The sequence below is a fragment of the Streptococcus sp. IsoGale022 genome, assembly GCF_031142805.1.
Taxonomy (GTDB): domain Bacteria; phylum Bacillota; class Bacilli; order Lactobacillales; family Streptococcaceae; genus Streptococcus; species Streptococcus sanguinis_A.
In genome coordinates this window covers 139485-156131 of record NZ_JAKZJI010000002.1, presented here as the reverse complement: position 1 = coordinate 156131, position 16647 = coordinate 139485, and the positions used below count along the sequence as shown (strand labels likewise).

18 protein-coding genes, 1 pseudogene and 1 riboswitch are annotated in these 16647 nt (G+C 41.5%); of the genes and pseudogenes, 5 read left to right on the top strand and 14 right to left on the bottom strand.

Translation table 11 applies throughout. The annotated features are described in order from the left end of the window. The 3 genes from RG608_RS02270 to RG608_RS02260 form a co-directional block, all read right to left on the bottom strand. Complete coding sequence (locus tag RG608_RS02270; RefSeq protein ID WP_268686958.1) at positions 1 to 390, bottom strand: DUF1310 family protein; 390 nt, start codon at positions 388 to 390, stop codon at positions 1 to 3. 280 nt (positions 391 to 670) lie between these two features. Beyond that, a complete protein-coding gene (locus RG608_RS02265) occupies positions 671 to 1060 on the bottom strand; it encodes a DUF1310 family protein (protein ID WP_308946492.1) in 390 nt (129 codons plus the stop codon). A 178-nt stretch (positions 1061 to 1238) separates the two neighbouring features. After that, entirely contained in the window at positions 1239 to 2177 is a 939-nt protein-coding gene (locus RG608_RS02260; RefSeq protein ID WP_268686960.1) for a dihydroorotate oxidase, read from the bottom strand. Positions 2178 to 2530: 353 nt separating this feature from the next. Here RG608_RS02260 and gdhA point away from each other — a divergent pair, with 353 nt between their 5' ends. From gdhA to RG608_RS02245, 3 genes and pseudogenes are all read left to right on the top strand, one after another. Beyond that, complete coding sequence (gene gdhA, locus RG608_RS02255) at positions 2531 to 3877, top strand: NADP-specific glutamate dehydrogenase (RefSeq protein ID WP_268686961.1); 1347 nt, start codon at positions 2531 to 2533, stop codon at positions 3875 to 3877. Positions 3878 to 3908: 31 nt separating this feature from the next. After that, complete coding sequence (locus RG608_RS02250) at positions 3909 to 4394, top strand: GNAT family N-acetyltransferase (protein ID WP_268686962.1); 486 nt, start codon at positions 3909 to 3911, stop codon at positions 4392 to 4394. Positions 4395 to 4409: 15 nt separating this feature from the next. After that, a pseudogene (locus RG608_RS02245) lies at positions 4410 to 4559 on the top strand (NADP-specific glutamate dehydrogenase); the annotation flags it as partial. Between the two features lie 96 nt (positions 4560 to 4655). Here the strand turns inward: RG608_RS02245 and RG608_RS02240 are convergent. The 6 genes from RG608_RS02240 to RG608_RS02215 form a co-directional block, all read right to left on the bottom strand. Then, entirely contained in the window at positions 4656 to 5300 is a 645-nt protein-coding gene (locus RG608_RS02240) for a TetR/AcrR family transcriptional regulator (RefSeq protein WP_268686963.1), read from the bottom strand. Positions 5301 to 5316: 16 nt separating this feature from the next. Further along, positions 5317 to 6321 (bottom strand): NADP-dependent oxidoreductase, encoded by a 1005-nt coding sequence (locus tag RG608_RS02235; RefSeq protein ID WP_268686964.1) that lies wholly within the window; start codon positions 6319 to 6321, stop codon positions 5317 to 5319. A 256-nt stretch (positions 6322 to 6577) separates the two neighbouring features. Further along, positions 6578 to 6946: an EXLDI protein gene (locus RG608_RS02230; protein ID WP_268686965.1), complete on the bottom strand. Its 369-nt coding sequence runs from the start codon at positions 6944 to 6946 to the stop codon at positions 6578 to 6580. A gap of 64 nt (positions 6947 to 7010) precedes the next feature. Beyond that, positions 7011 to 7913, bottom strand: coding sequence for a DUF2268 domain-containing protein (locus RG608_RS02225; RefSeq protein ID WP_308946491.1), 903 nt, complete (start codon positions 7911 to 7913; stop codon positions 7011 to 7013). Positions 7914 to 8087: 174 nt separating this feature from the next. Then, positions 8088 to 8717, bottom strand: coding sequence for a DUF4352 domain-containing protein (locus tag RG608_RS02220; protein WP_002896583.1), 630 nt, complete (start codon positions 8715 to 8717; stop codon positions 8088 to 8090). A 22-nt stretch (positions 8718 to 8739) separates the two neighbouring features. After that, positions 8740 to 9603 carry a mechanosensitive ion channel family protein gene (locus tag RG608_RS02215; protein ID WP_002896584.1) on the bottom strand — a complete coding sequence of 288 codons (864 nt, stop codon included), beginning with the start codon at positions 9601 to 9603 and terminating at the stop codon, positions 8740 to 8742. A gap of 143 nt (positions 9604 to 9746) precedes the next feature. On the opposite strand from RG608_RS02215, the gene sstT reads away from it, so the two are divergent. Next, positions 9747 to 10964, top strand: a complete 1218-nt coding sequence (gene sstT / locus RG608_RS02210; protein ID WP_268686967.1) for a serine/threonine transporter SstT — start codon at positions 9747 to 9749, stop codon at positions 10962 to 10964. Positions 10965 to 11029: 65 nt separating this feature from the next. On the opposite strand, the gene RG608_RS02205 is transcribed toward sstT, so the two are convergent. The 3 genes from RG608_RS02205 to RG608_RS02195 all read right to left on the bottom strand — a co-directional run bounded on the left by RG608_RS02205 (position 11030) and on the right by RG608_RS02195 (position 14034). After that, on the bottom strand, positions 11030 to 12367 hold the full coding sequence (locus tag RG608_RS02205) for a sodium:alanine symporter family protein (protein WP_268686968.1): 1338 nt from the start codon (positions 12365 to 12367) through the stop codon (positions 11030 to 11032). 85 nt (positions 12368 to 12452) lie between these two features. After that, a riboswitch (glycine riboswitch) is annotated at positions 12453 to 12545 on the bottom strand. A 234-nt stretch (positions 12546 to 12779) separates the two neighbouring features. Then, positions 12780 to 13187 carry a polyketide cyclase gene (locus RG608_RS02200; protein ID WP_308946490.1) on the bottom strand — a complete coding sequence of 136 codons (408 nt, stop codon included), beginning with the start codon at positions 13185 to 13187 and terminating at the stop codon, positions 12780 to 12782. Positions 13188 to 13287: 100 nt separating this feature from the next. Next, positions 13288 to 14034: a LysR family transcriptional regulator gene (locus tag RG608_RS02195; protein ID WP_308946489.1), complete on the bottom strand. Its 747-nt coding sequence runs from the start codon at positions 14032 to 14034 to the stop codon at positions 13288 to 13290. Between the two features lie 108 nt (positions 14035 to 14142). Here RG608_RS02195 and RG608_RS02190 point away from each other — a divergent pair, with 108 nt between their 5' ends. Continuing rightward, positions 14143 to 14661: a DUF4865 family protein gene (locus RG608_RS02190; RefSeq protein ID WP_308946488.1), complete on the top strand. Its 519-nt coding sequence runs from the start codon at positions 14143 to 14145 to the stop codon at positions 14659 to 14661. 154 nt (positions 14662 to 14815) lie between these two features. Here RG608_RS02190 and trxA read toward each other — a convergent pair whose 3' ends face one another. Both trxA and RG608_RS02180 read right to left on the bottom strand, forming a co-directional pair. Next, entirely contained in the window at positions 14816 to 15130 is a 315-nt protein-coding gene (gene trxA, locus RG608_RS02185; RefSeq protein ID WP_125445396.1) for a thioredoxin, read from the bottom strand. A gap of 84 nt (positions 15131 to 15214) precedes the next feature. Beyond that, positions 15215 to 16633 carry a C69 family dipeptidase gene (locus RG608_RS02180; protein WP_268686971.1) on the bottom strand — a complete coding sequence of 473 codons (1419 nt, stop codon included), beginning with the start codon at positions 16631 to 16633 and terminating at the stop codon, positions 15215 to 15217. Positions 16634 to 16647: the final 14 nt, after the last annotated feature.

Below are 16647 nucleotides of genomic sequence, written 5' to 3'. Positions count from 1 at the left end.
TCATCTACCCTTTAGTAAATCACTTAATTTTTTTGATACAATGCTACCACCAATTTCTAATTTTTTTGATACATAATCTTCATTGATAGTATCTTTAATATACAAATCTTTGTCATTGTTAATATGTGTAGTAATCACAATACCACCCATTGGATGAAGTTCTACGAAATTATAATCAATTTTATATAACTTTATAATACCCGTTTCAGTTAAATACTGACTATCTAAATTCTTTATCCCTTCTTCAATTAATTGTTTTACTTCTTCACTTCTTACAACTTTAAGCATCTCTTCCCTTTGCTTATCTTCTTGCATTTGCTTATTCATACTACAGCCTCCCATAAAAATAATAATTCCAAAAACTCCCAAAATAGATAGTAATTTCTTCATTTCTACATAACCCCCTTTACCTCTTTATACTATAAAATGATTTAATAGGGAATGACTCTATATTACAATAAAATTATCGTAGAAGATTATACGAGTCTGCTTAACCAAACTAGAGCAATTCGTAAATAAGGTGGAAGGACAGCGTGACCAGTATTATCGTAAACTTGAGTGACTGTGCCAACACTTCTATCCTATTTATCTTTTACTTCACGATTAAGAGAACTACCGTTATCTTCAGTCATAGCCGTCTGAAGATTTTGATCATTCATATATTTTTGGATCATTTTACATTTTTCTTTAACAAAGCTGATAATTTAGGTGATACGGTATATCCATATGTTTCATACTCTCCATTGTCATTTTTTATCAATCCAAAATGAAAGTCCAACTCTTTATTGTTATTAAAATACAATCGAACCATCAGTCCCCCCATCGGATTATATTCTAACGTCTCAGTATCAATTTCATAAGATTGAATAACTCCTTCTCTTGTTAAAGCATTAGAATCATTCGCTCTCATATGTTCTTCATAAACCTTTCTTGCTCCTTTACTAGTCGCAATTCGTATCATCTCTTTTTTCTTCTGGTTTTGGTATATACTAAATCCTATGATAACCAGTCCCGTAACCACTAGAATACTGAGTACACTCCATAATAATTTTTTATTCATTGTAATTTCCCTTTCACACTATCTTCTCAATTTATTTTATTTGTAGTATAACCCAGCTTTAGGATATCCTTTAAAAGGTGGAGGTTAGTAATTCTCAGATATTACCATCGCTTTAAAAAAGATTGAAGAAAAACTTCAAATCTGGAGCTTTCTTCAATCTGAAATAGTCGTATTTTAATTACCCCTCAATATATTTCAATTTTCCTCGGAAATCTTCCAAGCTTTCATAGCCTTTTTCTTCCATAATAGCCTTGAGTTCTGCAGTGATACGCTCAAAGGCTGGCACTCCTTCTTTATGAAGAGTTGTTCCGACCTGCACCATACTGGCTCCACAGAGGATATGCTCAAAGGCATCACTCCCCGTTAGAACGCCACCAGTTCCGATGATTTGGATTTCCGGTTTAAGGCGTTGGTAAAAAGCATGGACATTGGCCAGGGCGGTCGGCTTGATGTACTGACCACCGATACCGCCAAAGCCATTTTTCGGACGAATGACCACTGACTCATCTTCTATATAAAGACCGTTTCCGATAGAGTTTACACAATTGACAAACTTGAGCGGATAGTTGTTAAAAATCGCCGCGGCCTGGTCAAAATGCACGATGTCAAAATAAGGAGGCAGCTTGATGCCTAGGGGCTTTTTGAAATAAGTAAAAACTTCTGACAAAATCTTTTCCGTCGTTTCAAAGTCATAGGCAATCTGCGGCTTGCCAGGAACATTGGGGCAGGAGAGATTGAGCTCAGTAATGCCTTTAAAGTCACTTGCCTGCACTTTCTGAAGAATGGTGTGGGTTTCTTCTGGCGACATACCGACCAAAGAGAGGAAGAAAGTACGATTTGGTTCGCCTTCCTGGAGTTCCAGCAGGTAGTCAAGATAGTAGTCTAAACCATTGTTAGGCAGGCCCATGGAGTTGATAGACCCCAGCGGAACATCCTGATAGCGCGGTTCTGGGTTTCCCAGGCGAAAGTCCAGCGTCGCCGTCTTGGTCACAAACGTTCCCGCAGCAGAATCTTTGACTTCTGCCAATTCCTCTTTTGTCATGCAGGCAACCCCAGCTGCATTCATCAGGCAGTTATCAAAATCAAAACCAGCAATCTGTGTAGATGTCGAAACCATAGTAAAACGCTCCTTTTTCTTCTGAAGGCGAGTGCCTTTAGCTCATTTCCCCTATTATATCACCAAACTCCGTTTTTTCGTTTTTTTAACCGGCAATTCCTGACTAACGTTCGGAAAATATCCAGTTCGATTGACCCTCTTTCTGAAATATTTCAGAAAACAAATTGTGGAAATTTTTAGAAAATTCAACTTTTTTCTTTACAAGGGAAAAAAAGTCTGCTATAATGTTCCATGTAATAAAATATGACATTTAAAAGATGTCTGTTTTAAAGATTTAAACACATCCTCGTCATACAAGTTGCAAGCAGCTTCCGACAGGATGGTTTACTATTTTATTTAAAGGAGAATGACAGATGACAACTGCTAAAGAATATATCCAAAGCACTTTCGAGACCGTAAAAGCACGTAACGGACACGAGGCAGAATTCCTTCAAGCTGTTGAAGAGTTTCTCAATACCCTGGAGCCCGTTTTTGAAAAACATCCAGAATACATTGAAGAAAATATCCTAGCACGTATTACTGAGCCTGAGCGCGTTATCAGCTTCCGTGTTCCTTGGGTTGACCGCGAAGGTAAAGTACAAGTTAACCGTGGTTACCGCGTACAATTTAACTCAGCAGTTGGTCCTTATAAAGGCGGACTTCGTTTCCACCCAACTGTAAACCAAGGGATCTTGAAATTCCTCGGATTTGAGCAAATCTTTAAAAACGTCTTGACTGGCTTGCCAATCGGCGGTGGTAAAGGCGGATCTGACTTTGATCCCAAAGGTAAGACTGATGCTGAGGTGATGCGCTTCTGCCAAAGCTTCATGACTGAATTGCAAAAACACATCGGCCCATCTCTTGACGTTCCAGCTGGTGATATTGGTGTCGGCGGACGTGAAATCGGCTACCTCTACGGTCAATACAAACGCCTTAACCAATTCGATGCTGGTGTCTTGACTGGTAAACCTCTTGGATTTGGCGGCAGCTTGATCCGTCCAGAAGCAACAGGCTATGGCTTGGTTTACTACACAGAAGAAATGCTCAAGGCTAACGGCCAAAGCTTTGCTGGCAAGAAGGTGGTTATTTCCGGTTCTGGTAACGTAGCCCAATACGCTCTTCAAAAAGCAACTGAGCTTGGTGCAACTGTTATCTCTGTTTCTGACTCAAACGGTTATGTTATCGATGAAAACGGTATTGACTTCGATCTTTTGGTTGATGTCAAAGAAAAACGCCGCGCTCGCTTGACAGAATATGCTGCTGAAAAAGCAACTGCTACTTACCATGAAGGCTCTGTATGGACCTATGCTGAGAAATATGACATTGCTCTGCCATGCGCCACACAAAATGAAATCAATGGTGACGCAGCTAAACGCTTGGTAGCTCAAGGAGTTATCTGTGTATCTGAAGGTGCCAATATGCCGAGCGACCTGGATGCTATCGCTGTTTACAAAGAAAATGGTATCTTCTACGGACCTGCCAAAGCTGCCAATGCTGGAGGTGTAGCTGTATCCGCTCTGGAAATGAGTCAAAACAGCCTTCGCCTCTCATGGACTCGTGAAGAAGTTGACGGACGTCTTAAAGGCATCATGACCAACATCTTCAACACAGCTAAAACGACCGCTGAAACTTACGGACTTGGCAAAGACTACCTGGCTGGTGCTAACATCGCTGCCTTCGAAAACGTAGCCAATGCTATGATTGCGCAAGGTATTGTTTAACTAGTTGATACATCCTATCGGAGGGTAAATCATGAACTTACGGCCAATGGAAGTGAGAGACAATCCAGCTGTAGCGCAGCTCATTCGAGCCAGCCTAGAAGAATTCGGGCTTGACAAACCAGGAACTGTCTACTTTGATTCTCATCTAGATCATTTGGCCGACTATTATCAACATCAAGAGAGGGCAGCTTACTTTGTTCTGGAAGATGAAGGTCATCTCGTTGGCTGCGGTGGCTTTGCACCTGTGTCTGATAAAATTGCTGAATTACAAAAACTGTATGTCACTAAAAACAGTCGTGGCAAAGGTTATTCCAGTCGGCTGATAAAGCAGATATTCCAAGAAGCCCGCCTAGCAGGTTATGAACAGCTTTATCTAGAAACCACTACTGAACTGGCTACGGCCGTGACCGTCTATCAACACTATGGTTTTACATCACTGCAACAACCAATTTCTAACGCTGCCGGCCACCCAGCTATGAATATCTGGATGATAAAATCCCTCTTATCCGATGAATAGATATCGGTATACCCTGGCTGTCTCAAGAACATCATGACCGACATCTTCAACACAGCTAAGACTACCGCTGAAACTTACAGGCTTGGTAAAGACTACCTGGCTGGTGCTAACATTGCCGCCTTCGAAAACGTAGCCAAGGCTATGATTGCCCAAGGTATTGTTTAAGATTCATTTGCTCAATCCTCAATCATTATGATTGGGGATTTTTATGTTGGCTTCAAAAAAGCTCACTATTTAAAATAGTAAGCTTAAAATCAAGATTTATTTTACTTCTACTAATGCAAAAGACAGGCATTCAACTATTTCATTTACTGTCTCATCTATATCTAGGTCCTCATTATCATTCAACATCATTGGAAGAACATAAGAAAGACTCAAGGCTAAAATATAGCGAACGATTCTTTCGTTTGACCAATTTCTGATGAGGCCCTTTTCTTTAAACTGATTCAGAACTGGACTAATTGGCCTAATGATAGAGTGAACAATAACATTCCCTAACTGGTTAGAAATAGTATTATCAATAAAAGAACGACTCAAGAGAATTTTAACTTGCATTTGATTCTCCTGAATAAAAACTAGTCTATCACGAACAATACTTCTCAAAAATACTGAAAAAGTCTCTTGGTTTGCTGTAAATTTCTTCTTAGAAAAATCAGCAATCACATCTGGAATAACTTGCTCAAGAAAAGTCGATAAAATTGCTTCTAAGATGCCTTCCTTAGTCTTAAAGTAACTAAAAACCGTCCCTTCTGAAACTCCAGCTTCCTTGGCGATAAGACTGGCTGTTGTGTTTTCAAAACCAATTTCTGAAAATAACTTTAGACTTGATAACAGTACTTGACGTTGTTTTAAACTCAAATTGCTATTTTCTAATGTCTGGGCATACTTTTGTTCTAAACTTTCCATCACTAGCACCTCTCTGCTACTCTCTTACTTTTACAACTTTCTTACCTCGAGTGTGTCCCAATTTCAGACTACGATATGCTTCTCTAACTGACTTTAGAGAAAAGTCATACACTTGATCAATATTTAGCTGAACCTTACCATCTGAGACCATCTCCGCTAGAGTCTTAAAATCATCATATGTAGAGTGTCTCGGACCCGTGAACTGAGCTCCTCTTATTATAACATATGGAGAAGGTACTAGAGTTCCGATCTCACTCCCCTTCAAACCTAGACTAAAAGCTAACTTAACGTAATCACTTCCATAGCAATCCAAGAATTTTGTAATCGGCTTTGGAGTTGCTGATAGAAGAGCATTTTGGATGTTCTCTTCGTAAGCTACTGGTATGGCACCTAAGGACTTCAGATATTCTGAATTCTTCTTACTTGCAATTCCGATAACCGTTGCACCCTTAGCAACTGCATACTGTACTGCAATACTTCCAATACCACCTGTCGCTGCTGAAATAACTACAACATCTTTAGAATTTAACTCAATTTTTCTAAAAGCACCACCCACAGTTAGAGAGGCTACACCCATAGTAGCTGCGTGGTTCATATCAATCATCTTTGGTTTTAATACAATTTCCGATACATTGACACAAATTTCTGTTGCCAAAGCTCCCCTCTTGGTCCCCAATCCAGGGTCACTGATCATTGATCCAAAAACCTTATCCCCTACTGAAAACGTATTTACTCCTTCACCAATTTCTGTGATGACTCCAGCAAAATCCCTACCAACACCTCTTGGAAAAAGAGATGATTTTGACTCAAACCAACGACTGGGATTCCTTAGTTTCGCAATAAAAGATAAAAATCTAAGTGGCTTTGCACCCTCAAAAGTTTTATAATCAATAGGATTTAAACCAACAGCATGAACTTCTACCCTAACTTGATTCGCTTCTAAAGAATCAGATTTAATATTCACCAAATTTAACACTTCTTCATTACCGAAACGACTATATTGTATTGCTTGAACAACCATTTTATAAACTCCTTTACCCCTCACGTATTGAGTGAGTACTCAATCATTTTTTGATTATACGTTTATTCTTCAAAGATGTCAACTATACTGTTCCCACAACATCTAACTAAGTTAGATGTTCATAATAAAAATGGATCGAATTTCAGTATCTTGGTAAATAAAAAAACTGCTGGCTTAATAGCTCTATATTTCCTTATAAAAGATTATAAAACTAGAACTCAAAGAAATCCGACTGCTTATAAAAGCGGTCGGATTTTTATATATCTAATTTTTCAAAAAACTTGCCTGATGACTGTTTTTCTTTTAGCTTCTCCAGCAGCTCATTCTCCAGAAAAGGACTTAGTTCGTCAAAATCTTGACAAACCTTAAAGACAGTTTCTCTGTCCAACTGGCCAAAAGCGAGTTCGTAATAGTCCTTATTATGATGCCAGTTCGGGTCATAATTGACATCTGTTCGCTGATAGTAAACGATGTTTTGCTTTGGTGTCAGGTAAAGCTTCTGCGTCAGAATGCTTTTCTGATCTTTGGACAGCTTGCTACGATTGAAAATCTTGACACCTTGAAAAATCTTGCGCTCATGGATACCTTGATTTGTAACTTTCAATTCGACTCTTTTATAGTGCATATAGTCACCTCCAGAAATTACCTACATTATATCAGGTTCAGGCAGATTTTCAAGCAAAAATGTGTCATTGCCAAAAGTCTTTCGTCGCCTCTAAAATCTCTTCTGTCGATGTTACTGTCGCTTCAATAATGCTCTTGCCAGTATTTTTCAGATAGGCTTGTATCAAATGATAGCCATAAGCATAGCCCGCAGCATAAGGCATTCCAACTGGTATCTGACCCTGTATCTCAGCGATTTCATCACCGTAGAGATAAGGAGCCATTTCCGCCATCCCCGTTAGCTGAAGCTGACTTGAGATGATGGGCTTAATCTCCTCTAATTGCTCTGAACTGGTTGAAGTTACCCAAGGTCCAATGAGCTCTTTACCATAGAGCTCGGCAGCAAAAGACTCTGCCAATCCTTCACTAACTACCCAGTCTGCTAATGTCGTCTGCTGATTCCATTTGATAAATTGGAAGCGGACATTGTGATTGCACTCGTGGGCTAATGCCGCCTGCACACGTGGCAAAGTATAGTCATTTGGTAGTAGACTAAGCATGAGGTAGCCTGGGATTCCACCATCTCCGCTGTAACCCTTATTGAGCTGTAGCATAGGCTTGTCTGGATTGCCCAATAAAATAGTAAAATGGTAATCTTCAACCTCTAAATCATAGCCAGCCTGTTCAAAAAGACCAATACTCCTTTTGATGGTATCCTGGCAGTCTTGCCAGAGTTGATCAGAGCTCAGAGAGTCGATAGCTGGTCTATCCTTTTCCGACAGAGTTCCAGGCATCTGATTCATAAAGCCAAGTAGAAATAGAGCATCAAATCCTCCAGGATACTTCGCTTTTAAAGGAATATGCTGAGTTTGGTATTTAGGAGCAAATGGAGCGAGTGTTTTCGCTCGAAAACAGCCCTCCCTTTTATCAAATGGAAGTTCAAGCAACTCCTGATAAACTTTATCAGAGCGAATAATATTAATTTGCATAGTGTTCTCCTTTTCTAATTTTCACCAGTATACACCCTCCCCTAAGGTCATAGTCAAGAAAAAGATTTGAAACTTTTGTCTCAAATCCTCTTTCATCTATAACATTTGCTGCCTCCACTTTCAAATCTGGGTGCGGAAAGTAGCAAAGGTATTAGAGTAATAGGATAATTTTCCCTATTGCTCCTTCTTTTTCTCTTGCTTTGGCTTGCTTTTCTCCTTTTGCCACTTAGCATTTTCGTAGGTCACGGTATAGGTATCCTCATCGCCACCTTCCCCGTCAAAAACCAAGTCAAAGCGAATAGACTTGCCTGGCGCCAGATTGGTGCCGATTTGTGTATTGTCAAAGGTTGAGCCGTCCAAAATATAAACATTTTCCTTCTTGTCATAAAGTCCAAAGTCATAAGGACTGACCAGAATGGGCTTTTTAGAAGTATTTTCAACTGTGATAGTCGCAACGACAGCTACTCCTGTTGACTCATCGCTCATGACTCGCTTGCTATCTTCCACTGCCGAATGAACTGTCACCTTGAGTCCGCTGGAAAATTCAACTGTTTTCTCAAAAGCATGGCTGGAATAGGTCTCTAAAGGCGAGTTATGGTAGCCTGTGAGAGACTTGAGATGGTCATTTTCCTCCATGAGGCCAATCGTAGTGATGACGAGGAGAATGCTAAGCAAGGCCAGAAGAAAGATGATAATACCAGACACCAGAGCTGCCCAAAAGAGACCCTGCTTGTGGAGAGGACGTTTTAAACGGTAAACAAGATTGTCCTCACTGACAATCTCCTGCTGAATTCGCTGATTCATATGGACCTTTCTAAATCAATAATTACTTGCCTTTTGAAAGGGGTCCAAGCGTCGGAAGCTCAATCCCCTCTCGCAAAAGCGCCTCATGGTAAAGACGGTAGAAGATATGGTAAATAGAAATCTGCATACCTCCCTGCACTATCATACTGATACGGAAGTTGAACTGGCCATTTGAAGCCATCTGCGGCCCCAAGATATTCGGTTCCTTGAGAATCTCTGGATGTTCTGGCACAGCTTCTTCATTGACCTTGGCAATGATGCGGTAAATCTCGTCCAAATCCGTCTGGGCATAAATGGGGATATCAATCAAGACCCGCATATCTCCACGGGAAAGATTACTGACAACCATGATATTGCGGTTTGGAACAAAATGCAGCGTTCCGTCCGCGTCCCGTACCTGCGTCGTCCGAATCCCGACACTGATTACTGTTCCAGCGATGTTGATAGGACCGTTAGTCAGGCGAACATTATCACCGACATCTAACTGTCGCTCGAGAAGGATAAAGAAGCCATTGACCAGATCCGACAGGAAGCCCTGAGCTCCCATCCCAATCGCCACTCCGGCAATCCCGGCACCAGCCAAAAGGCTGGAAACCGGTAGTCCCAAGATGGATAAAACCCAGTAAATCAAGAGAAAATACAAGACATAATTAAGCAGATTCTCAATCAGACGAGTAATGGTTTTTTGTCTGGCTACATCCTGCTTGGATAGCTTGAGAGAGGGGGCAATGATCTTGGTCACTGACAAATGCAGGATTTTCTTAACGATGTAAAATAAGATAAAAAGCAGAAGTAAAGAGACCAGCTTGGAAAAAAGGTCATCTGCAATCTTGCTCCAGTCAAACTGCTGGATATAGCGGGAAAAGACATTTCCGGTCTTAGACATAGGCTACCTCCAAAAAGATTACTACCATTATACCACAAAGACCAATCAGCGCGGACATAGAATGGTTAGTCCGACCTAGCATTGCTTTCACTCCCTTTCTATCGTATAATAAAATAAGTATCCAAGACAAGAAAGGAACTTACATGCTCCATCGCTTCATCACCATTTGGAATAAAACCAATCTAATCAAGCGGATTTCCATCGGTATTAGCATTGGTGTCCTGCTGGCTATCATCTTCCCCCAAGCACAGGCCATCGGACTTCTGGGCCAAATCTTCGTTGGCGGTCTCAAGGCTATCGCGCCACTCCTCGTCTTCGCTCTGGTGGCAAACGCCCTGTCCCAGCAGCAAAAAGGCCAGAAAAGCAATATGAAGACCGTTATCTTGCTCTACCTTCTGGGAACCTTTGCGGCGGCCCTAGTCGCAGTCCTAGTCAACTTCTTCTTTCCCATTAGTATAGAGTTGGCTTCGTCCTCCCAAAAGGTTTCTCCGCCAGATGGAATCGGACAAGTTCTCAGCAATCTTCTGCTTCAGCTGGTGGACAATCCCGTCAACGCCCTCATCACCGCTAACTACATTGGTATCCTGTCCTGGTCTGTCATCTTTGGAATTGCCATGCGGGAAGCTAGCCACCACAGCAAGGAACTGTTGCAGACCTTGGCAGATATCACTTCTAAGATTGTCGAGTGGATTATCAATCTAGCCCCTCTTGGTATTTTAGGCCTGGTCTACACGACCATTTCCGGAAAAGGCTTCCAAGCGCTACAAAGCTATGGCATCCTGCTGCTGGCCTTGATAGCCAGTATGCTGATTGTCGCTCTGATTATCAATCCTTTGATTACCTTTATCATGCTGCGGAAAAATCCCTATCCCTTGGTCTGGCGCTGTTTGCGAGTCAGTGGCGTGACTGCCTTTTTCACGCGCAGCTCTGCGGCAAACATCCCCGTCAATATGAAACTCTGTCGGGATCTGGGGCTCAATCCAGAGACCTACTCGGTCTCTATTCCTCTGGGAGCCACTATCAACATGGCAGGGGCTGCTATTACTATCAATACCCTGACCTTGGCTGCTGTCAACACGCTGGGTATCAGGGTTGACTTTGGCACGGCTCTAGTTCTCAGTATTGTAGCGGCAATTTCTGCCTGCGGGGCTTCCGGCGTAGCTGGCGGTTCGCTTCTGCTCATTCCGGTCGCCTGCAGCCTCTTTGGGATTTCCAATGATTTGGCCATGCAGGTAGTCAGCGTCGGTTTCGTTATTGGTGTCATTCAGGACTCTTGCGAGACAGCCCTCAACTCTTCTACTGACGTTCTCTTTACAGCTGTGGCCGAGATGAGCAGCTGGCCAAAAGAAAAACGCTATTAATTTCGACAAAAAACCTCTAGACTTCCATCATTACGGAAAGCTAGAGGCTTTTTTATGTGTGAAAATTAATTCTTTCGATGCTTGTCAAAATATTTCTTCGTCTCACTGATGACAATTGGAGACAAGACTAATAAGGCAATCAAGTTTGGCAAGGCCATGAGAGCATTGACAATATCTGCAATAATCCAGACCGCCTCTAGACCCACAAAGCCACCGAGTACAATCATAAGGACAAATAGCAGACGATAAACGCGGATATAGCGCACCCCAAAGAGAAATTCAAAACAGCGCTCACCATAGTAGTTCCAACCCAAGATAGTCGTAAAGGCAAACAGAACTAGAAAGACTGAAAGCAGAACTGGACCAAAATTAGCAAAAACAGTCGCAAAGGCTGCCTGAGTCAGGGACACACCGTTGAGATTGCCATCCCAGACCCCTGTGATTAAAATCGTCAAGCCTGTCAGACTACAGATAATCAAGGTATCGATAAAGGTTCCGGTCATGGAAATCAAGCCCTGTTCTACCGGTTCCTTAGTCCGAGCTGCCGCCGCTGCAATGGGCGCTGATCCCAAGCCAGATTCATTGGAGAAAACTCCACGCGCAACCCCGTTTTGAATGGCCATCTGGATGGTCGCACCGGCAAAGCCACCGACAGCTGCTGTCTGACTAAAGGCTGAACTAAAGACCAGCTGGAGAGTCGGCAGTAATCGATCTAGATTGACCGCTAGGACAGTCACAGTCCCCAAGATATAAATCGCTGCCATAAAGGGCACAACCTTGGTCGATACTCGAGCAATAGACTGGATGCCGCTGAAAATAACCAGAGCTACTAAAATAGCCAAGATAGAAGCTGTCACAGCTGGAGGCAGCTGAATGGTATTCTGCATGGCCTCTGTGATGGAATTGACCTGCGTAAAGGTCCCAATCCCCAAAAGAGCCACCAAGATACCAGCTGTCGCGAAAAAGATGGCCAGCGGGCGCCACTTCTCGCCCATCCCTAGTAAGATATAGTGCATAGGACCTCCTGCCATGGCTCCATGAGCATCCTTGCGCCGGTACTTGATAGCCAAGAGACCTTCGGCATACTTGGTCGCCATTCCAAAGAAAGCAGCTACCCACATCCAGAAGAGGGCACCCGGTCCACCGGTTTTAATGGCTGTTGCCACTCCGATGATATTTCCTGTCCCAACAGTCGCGGCTAGAGCTGTACATAGAGCCGCAAAGCTAGAGACATCGCCTTGATGCTCCTCGTCTGATACAAAAATTAGCCGAAAGGCACGCGGAAGACGAAAAATCTGCAGCAGGCCCAGACGCAGACTGAGATAGATACCAGTACCGACCAGCAAAATGAGCAGGGGCGGACCCCAAACCAAAGAATCCAGACGATTCAATATTTCCAACATGATATAAGCTCCTTTTCACACCGAGAAAAAGAAAGAGCACATGAAAAACATGTACTCTGGATGTGCTGGAGTAGGGAAATCCCTGCCTCTTCGCTCTGTCCTTTTACCTGAGAGTTTGAGCGGTTCTAAACCGCCTTGCCCCTTCGGTGCCATTCATGGTCTCTCCAGAGTTCCGTCCATTTCACAGTCAGAGACGCCTACCTCTTTCTGAAAAACTTCGTTCGGTGTTGATTATTAATTTTCTATTATTCTAAAAGAACATTCGCCTTTTGTCAATGTTTTATGAAATTTTTTGAGCATGTAAACGTTTTTTGATACAAAAAAGAAGCCTAAAGGCTTCTTCAGACCGAAGGCAAACATTCCAAATGGTGTTTGTCTTCGGTCTGAAATTCTCTAGCTAAGTAGAGAATTCTTATTTTTCCAAACAATTTTTTAAAATAAAAATAGATTGAGGAACATCTGAGAAAACTTGGCTTAAAAATTCCAAATGTTGCTGATCTTTGCTATCTAAAGCTACGGTGTGCTTGACATTTACAGTGCCATCATCGTTCTCAATGATCTGATGACCAAAAAGGATATCTCCAAACGGGGTCGCTGTTTTATCCCAAAATTCCTCAAAGGACTTGACAAGTGTCAGCTGATATTCCATTGGGGGCATTCCTTCGAGTTCCATCATCCCACAAGAACCTGTCTTAAATCCACCATTTAATGTAATATTTTTTAAATCTTCTTCCCATTCATACCACTTTTCAATATTTTCATAGTAGGACCATACATCTTCTTTTGCTGCTTTCATGCTTAAACTGAAACTAAATTCCATTACAACAACTCCTTTATAATACGTATACTTATTGTAAGTATATTTACAATATTTGTCAAACATTTTTTCTTTCTAGCACTAGTATTTCTTCTAAAATAGTCTACTTGTTTTGGTTCTGCTTTTCATACTGATAAAATGGGATAAGAACGATATCTTGGTCGTATGGCTTGATATTCGCTCTCTTGTTTAACCATTTAGGCAATAGTGCGATTCCTTTCCCGTTCTCAACTAAGCTGATAATGTTTTCAAAAGAATCAATTTCTACAACTGATTTTAAATGAGCAAACCTCATTAAGCTTTGTTTTCTAAAAGGACAATTTTCATCTTTATTAACGAATATGGGCATTCCCTCACTAGACTTTATGATACTCGAACAAGCATAAACTGACTCAATATGTCCGATAGTCTCATCATAATGCTTTAAATTTTCAATTTTTTGAAAGCAAAAAATTTTATCAAAGTCTTCCTGATGAGCAATGATTGGTATATCCGAAGTTTTTTGGATATTAATCTCACTTTTATCCAAATCAATTGTTTGCGAATTATTAATATCGTGATTGAATAACAATTCTGAAATTAAGATGGATATTTTCGAAGTTTCACATTTCTTTTTTAATTTCTCCAAATTGTTAGAAGTTTCCTTACAAAATTGATAAAATAAGTCTCCACTTTCTGTCGGAATTAAACCATTATATTTTCTGTAAAATAATTTCGTATCTAATTCAGTTTCAAGCACCTTCAATCTAGCACTGAGATTAGATTGCGCATATTGTAAGATCTTTGAACTTTTGTTTATTGATCTTGTCTCATAGATTGTCACAAAAATGCTCATATCATTAAAATTCATTTAAAATACCTTATCACTTTTTATGATAATTATATCATTTTTAAGTATTATTCAACATGATATAAATCATTTATACTGTCAATAGTTAATTAGAAAAGAGGTACTGCAATGCAAGCAATGCAATATACTATAAAATTACCATCAGATTATGACATGGATATCATTAGACAACGTGTCCAAAATACAGGTCATTTAATGGATGGGTTCGACGATTTGTTTTTCAAAGTTTATTTAATCTCTGAAGAGTCTGAAGGCCAATTATTTAACAGTTACTGTCCGCTATATGTTTGGAAAAATACCAACGGAATGACAAAATTCATATTTGATGGTTACTTTGATCATATTTTAAATTCTTTTGGCTGGCAGAATATTGAAATCGGAGTGACTTCATCAGTCGAAATATCTGATCATTTTAATTCAAGTAAATATGCTACATTGGAAATCATTGATATAGAAGCATCTGAAAGTTTAAAATCCTTTGCCATTCACGAGCAAATGCAAAACAACGAAAGCGGCAAAGTCGTTATTTTCAATCCTGATAAATGGAAAAAATGTATTTTTACTTTTTATACCAATAAACCCGATACACAACTACCAACATTTGAAATTTTGCACATTTCACAATAAGCGCCTATGATAAGTAATAGGGAAACGCCTGAGCAAATACTTCCTTGCTATTTTGCACACTCTGAGAGTATACTTGCTCTTCTGTATGACCTTTACTGTCATCAGCTAAATGAAAAAATCGTTACGTCATGTAACGATTTTTTTATCTATGATATTAACTCAATTCCGCGATAATAGCCTTGAGCTGGTCTTTGGTGTGAACACCTGCGACTTGCTTAACGACTTGACCGTCTTTCTTGAACAGAAGGGTCGGAATGGACATAATGCCAAATTCACGGGCAGTATTTGGATTTTCATCCACATCCATTTTAAGGATTTTCAATTCATCCTCATGGACTTCTCCTGCCAACTGCTCCAAGATAGGTGCCTGCATACGGCACGGACCGCACCAAGTTGCCCAAAAGTCAATCAGAACCAGTCCATCTTTTGTTTCTTCTGTGAATGTTGCATCTGTAACTGCTGCTACCATAAATCTTCTCCTTTTATTGCTTACTTTTGATAACATTTTACACCAAAAACATCAGAAAGAAAAATATTTGCTACGGGTAGGACCTTAGTCACTCAGTGAGAAATGGTTGGTCATGAGATTGCTGGCATCCAAGAGAACTTTCTCCAAGAGCTGGTTTGTCGCTTCTTGCACCTTATTGCTCATGGCTTGATTTTCAGCCTCAAAGTCCACAGCCTCGCCCTTGGCCAGAGCCCGGTCTACCCGACCAATCATTTCATGTCCCCAAGCCATAGTCTGCTCTTGGTAATCATCCAAATCACCGACATGACTGCTAAAATGAGCATCAGCCAAACCAGCAATCAAGCGATTGGCCCAGTAGAAGGAATCTGTCGAAACCTTGTCCGTCGTATTGGCAAAGTAGTCTGGCGTTGTTGAGACTTGAGTAAAGAAAGGAACAGCTGTATTGTAAGCCATGGAGCCATAAGATAGCCACTGGATACCCGTCGTTTCCTGGGGTTGATTAGGGCGCAGCTGCAAGATGGCTGTCTGACTGGTCCGATTGATGCCAATAGTCCGGAAGGCCCGTCTGCTGTGGCGATCGCCCTCTGCTCCGTAAGGATCATAAGGCGAATCCTGATAGTGACTGCTCAGGACATACTTGATATCTTCGATCGTGATCTTGCGGTAAGGCTTGCGGCACCATGGAATGAAGAAACTCCTTGGATCTTGCTCCACTTCTGGATTGAGAAAACGCTGGATATCCCAAGCTCGCGGTGTATTGTAATGGCGGTCCTTATCCTTCTGGCTGCCAAAAGCATAGCGTGGATTGAAACCCTCGTCCGAGTAATTCAGATTGAGATGGTTTTCCTTGATAAAGTTTTTGAGATTTGGATGACAGAGGAAGTGCTCTGGATTGTTAAATTCAAAGTAATCACTGCCCAGCTGATTGGGATTGGTCACATAGGCATCATCTGGCACGCGCCGCGCCATCCAATGGTGGCCGCCAATGGTTTCCAGCCACCAGATTTCATTGACATCTGAGATAGCAATCCCATTGGACTCATAAGTGCCGTACTCCTCTAGGATTTTCCCTAAGCGTAGAACCCCTTCTCGAGCCGTCTTGATATAGGGAAGAACCAGCGTAAGGATATCTTCCTCGCTAATACCTGACTCTACCAAAGGATCAGCTCCCAGCACGCGGCTATTGGTCGTAATTGTTTCTGTCGCGCTAACAGCAACGTTATAGCTGTTAATTCCAGCTGCTCCCCAAATCCCGTCCTTGGGAACTGCATCTGGTACTGCCGTATAGCGGACTGGATTGTCCGGCAAATCCATCTCAAAAGAGGTCAAAACTGACTGATAATGGCGGGGCTGGTCTTGTGGCTCCACTACGACAAATTTCTTGGGCGTAAAGACCCCATTTTGTGAATCCTCTGTACGAGCGACAATGGTTGAACCGTCGTAGCTGGCCTTCTTGCCCACCAAAATAGTCGTGCAGGAATCTGATGCATGCTTTATTCTCATTATTTCCCCTCCGA

What these genes read in the sequence shown, in the direction of transcription:
- RG608_RS02270 (WP_268686958.1), bottom strand. Translation starts at nt 390, where the DNA reads ATGAAGAAATTACTATCTATTTTGGGAGTTTTTGGAATTATTATTTTT.
- RG608_RS02265 (WP_308946492.1), bottom strand. Translation starts at nt 1,060, where the DNA reads ATGAATAAAAAATTATTATGGAGTGTACTCAGTATTCTAGTGGTTACG.
- RG608_RS02260 (WP_268686960.1), bottom strand. Translation starts at nt 2,177, where the DNA reads ATGGTTTCGACATCTACACAGATTGCTGGTTTTGATTTTGATAACTGC.
- gdhA (WP_268686961.1), top strand. Translation starts at nt 2,531, where the DNA reads ATGACAACTGCTAAAGAATATATCCAAAGCACTTTCGAGACCGTAAAA.
- RG608_RS02250 (WP_268686962.1), top strand. Translation starts at nt 3,909, where the DNA reads ATGAACTTACGGCCAATGGAAGTGAGAGACAATCCAGCTGTAGCGCAG.
- RG608_RS02240 (WP_268686963.1), bottom strand. Translation starts at nt 5,300, where the DNA reads ATGGAAAGTTTAGAACAAAAGTATGCCCAGACATTAGAAAATAGCAAT.
- RG608_RS02235 (WP_268686964.1), bottom strand. Translation starts at nt 6,321, where the DNA reads ATGGTTGTTCAAGCAATACAATATAGTCGTTTCGGTAATGAAGAAGTG.
- RG608_RS02230 (WP_268686965.1), bottom strand. Translation starts at nt 6,946, where the DNA reads ATGCACTATAAAAGAGTCGAATTGAAAGTTACAAATCAAGGTATCCAT.
- RG608_RS02225 (WP_308946491.1), bottom strand. Translation starts at nt 7,913, where the DNA reads ATGCAAATTAATATTATTCGCTCTGATAAAGTTTATCAGGAGTTGCTT.
- RG608_RS02220 (WP_002896583.1), bottom strand. Translation starts at nt 8,717, where the DNA reads ATGAATCAGCGAATTCAGCAGGAGATTGTCAGTGAGGACAATCTTGTT.
- RG608_RS02215 (WP_002896584.1), bottom strand. Translation starts at nt 9,603, where the DNA reads ATGTCTAAGACCGGAAATGTCTTTTCCCGCTATATCCAGCAGTTTGAC.
- sstT (WP_268686967.1), top strand. Translation starts at nt 9,747, where the DNA reads ATGCTCCATCGCTTCATCACCATTTGGAATAAAACCAATCTAATCAAG.
- RG608_RS02205 (WP_268686968.1), bottom strand. Translation starts at nt 12,367, where the DNA reads ATGTTGGAAATATTGAATCGTCTGGATTCTTTGGTTTGGGGTCCGCCC.
- RG608_RS02200 (WP_308946490.1), bottom strand. Translation starts at nt 13,187, where the DNA reads ATGGAATTTAGTTTCAGTTTAAGCATGAAAGCAGCAAAAGAAGATGTA.
- RG608_RS02195 (WP_308946489.1), bottom strand. Translation starts at nt 14,034, where the DNA reads ATGAATTTTAATGATATGAGCATTTTTGTGACAATCTATGAGACAAGA.
- RG608_RS02190 (WP_308946488.1), top strand. Translation starts at nt 14,143, where the DNA reads ATGCAAGCAATGCAATATACTATAAAATTACCATCAGATTATGACATG.
- trxA (WP_125445396.1), bottom strand. Translation starts at nt 15,130, where the DNA reads ATGGTAGCAGCAGTTACAGATGCAACATTCACAGAAGAAACAAAAGAT.
- RG608_RS02180 (WP_268686971.1), bottom strand. Translation starts at nt 16,633, where the DNA reads ATGAGAATAAAGCATGCATCAGATTCCTGCACGACTATTTTGGTGGGC.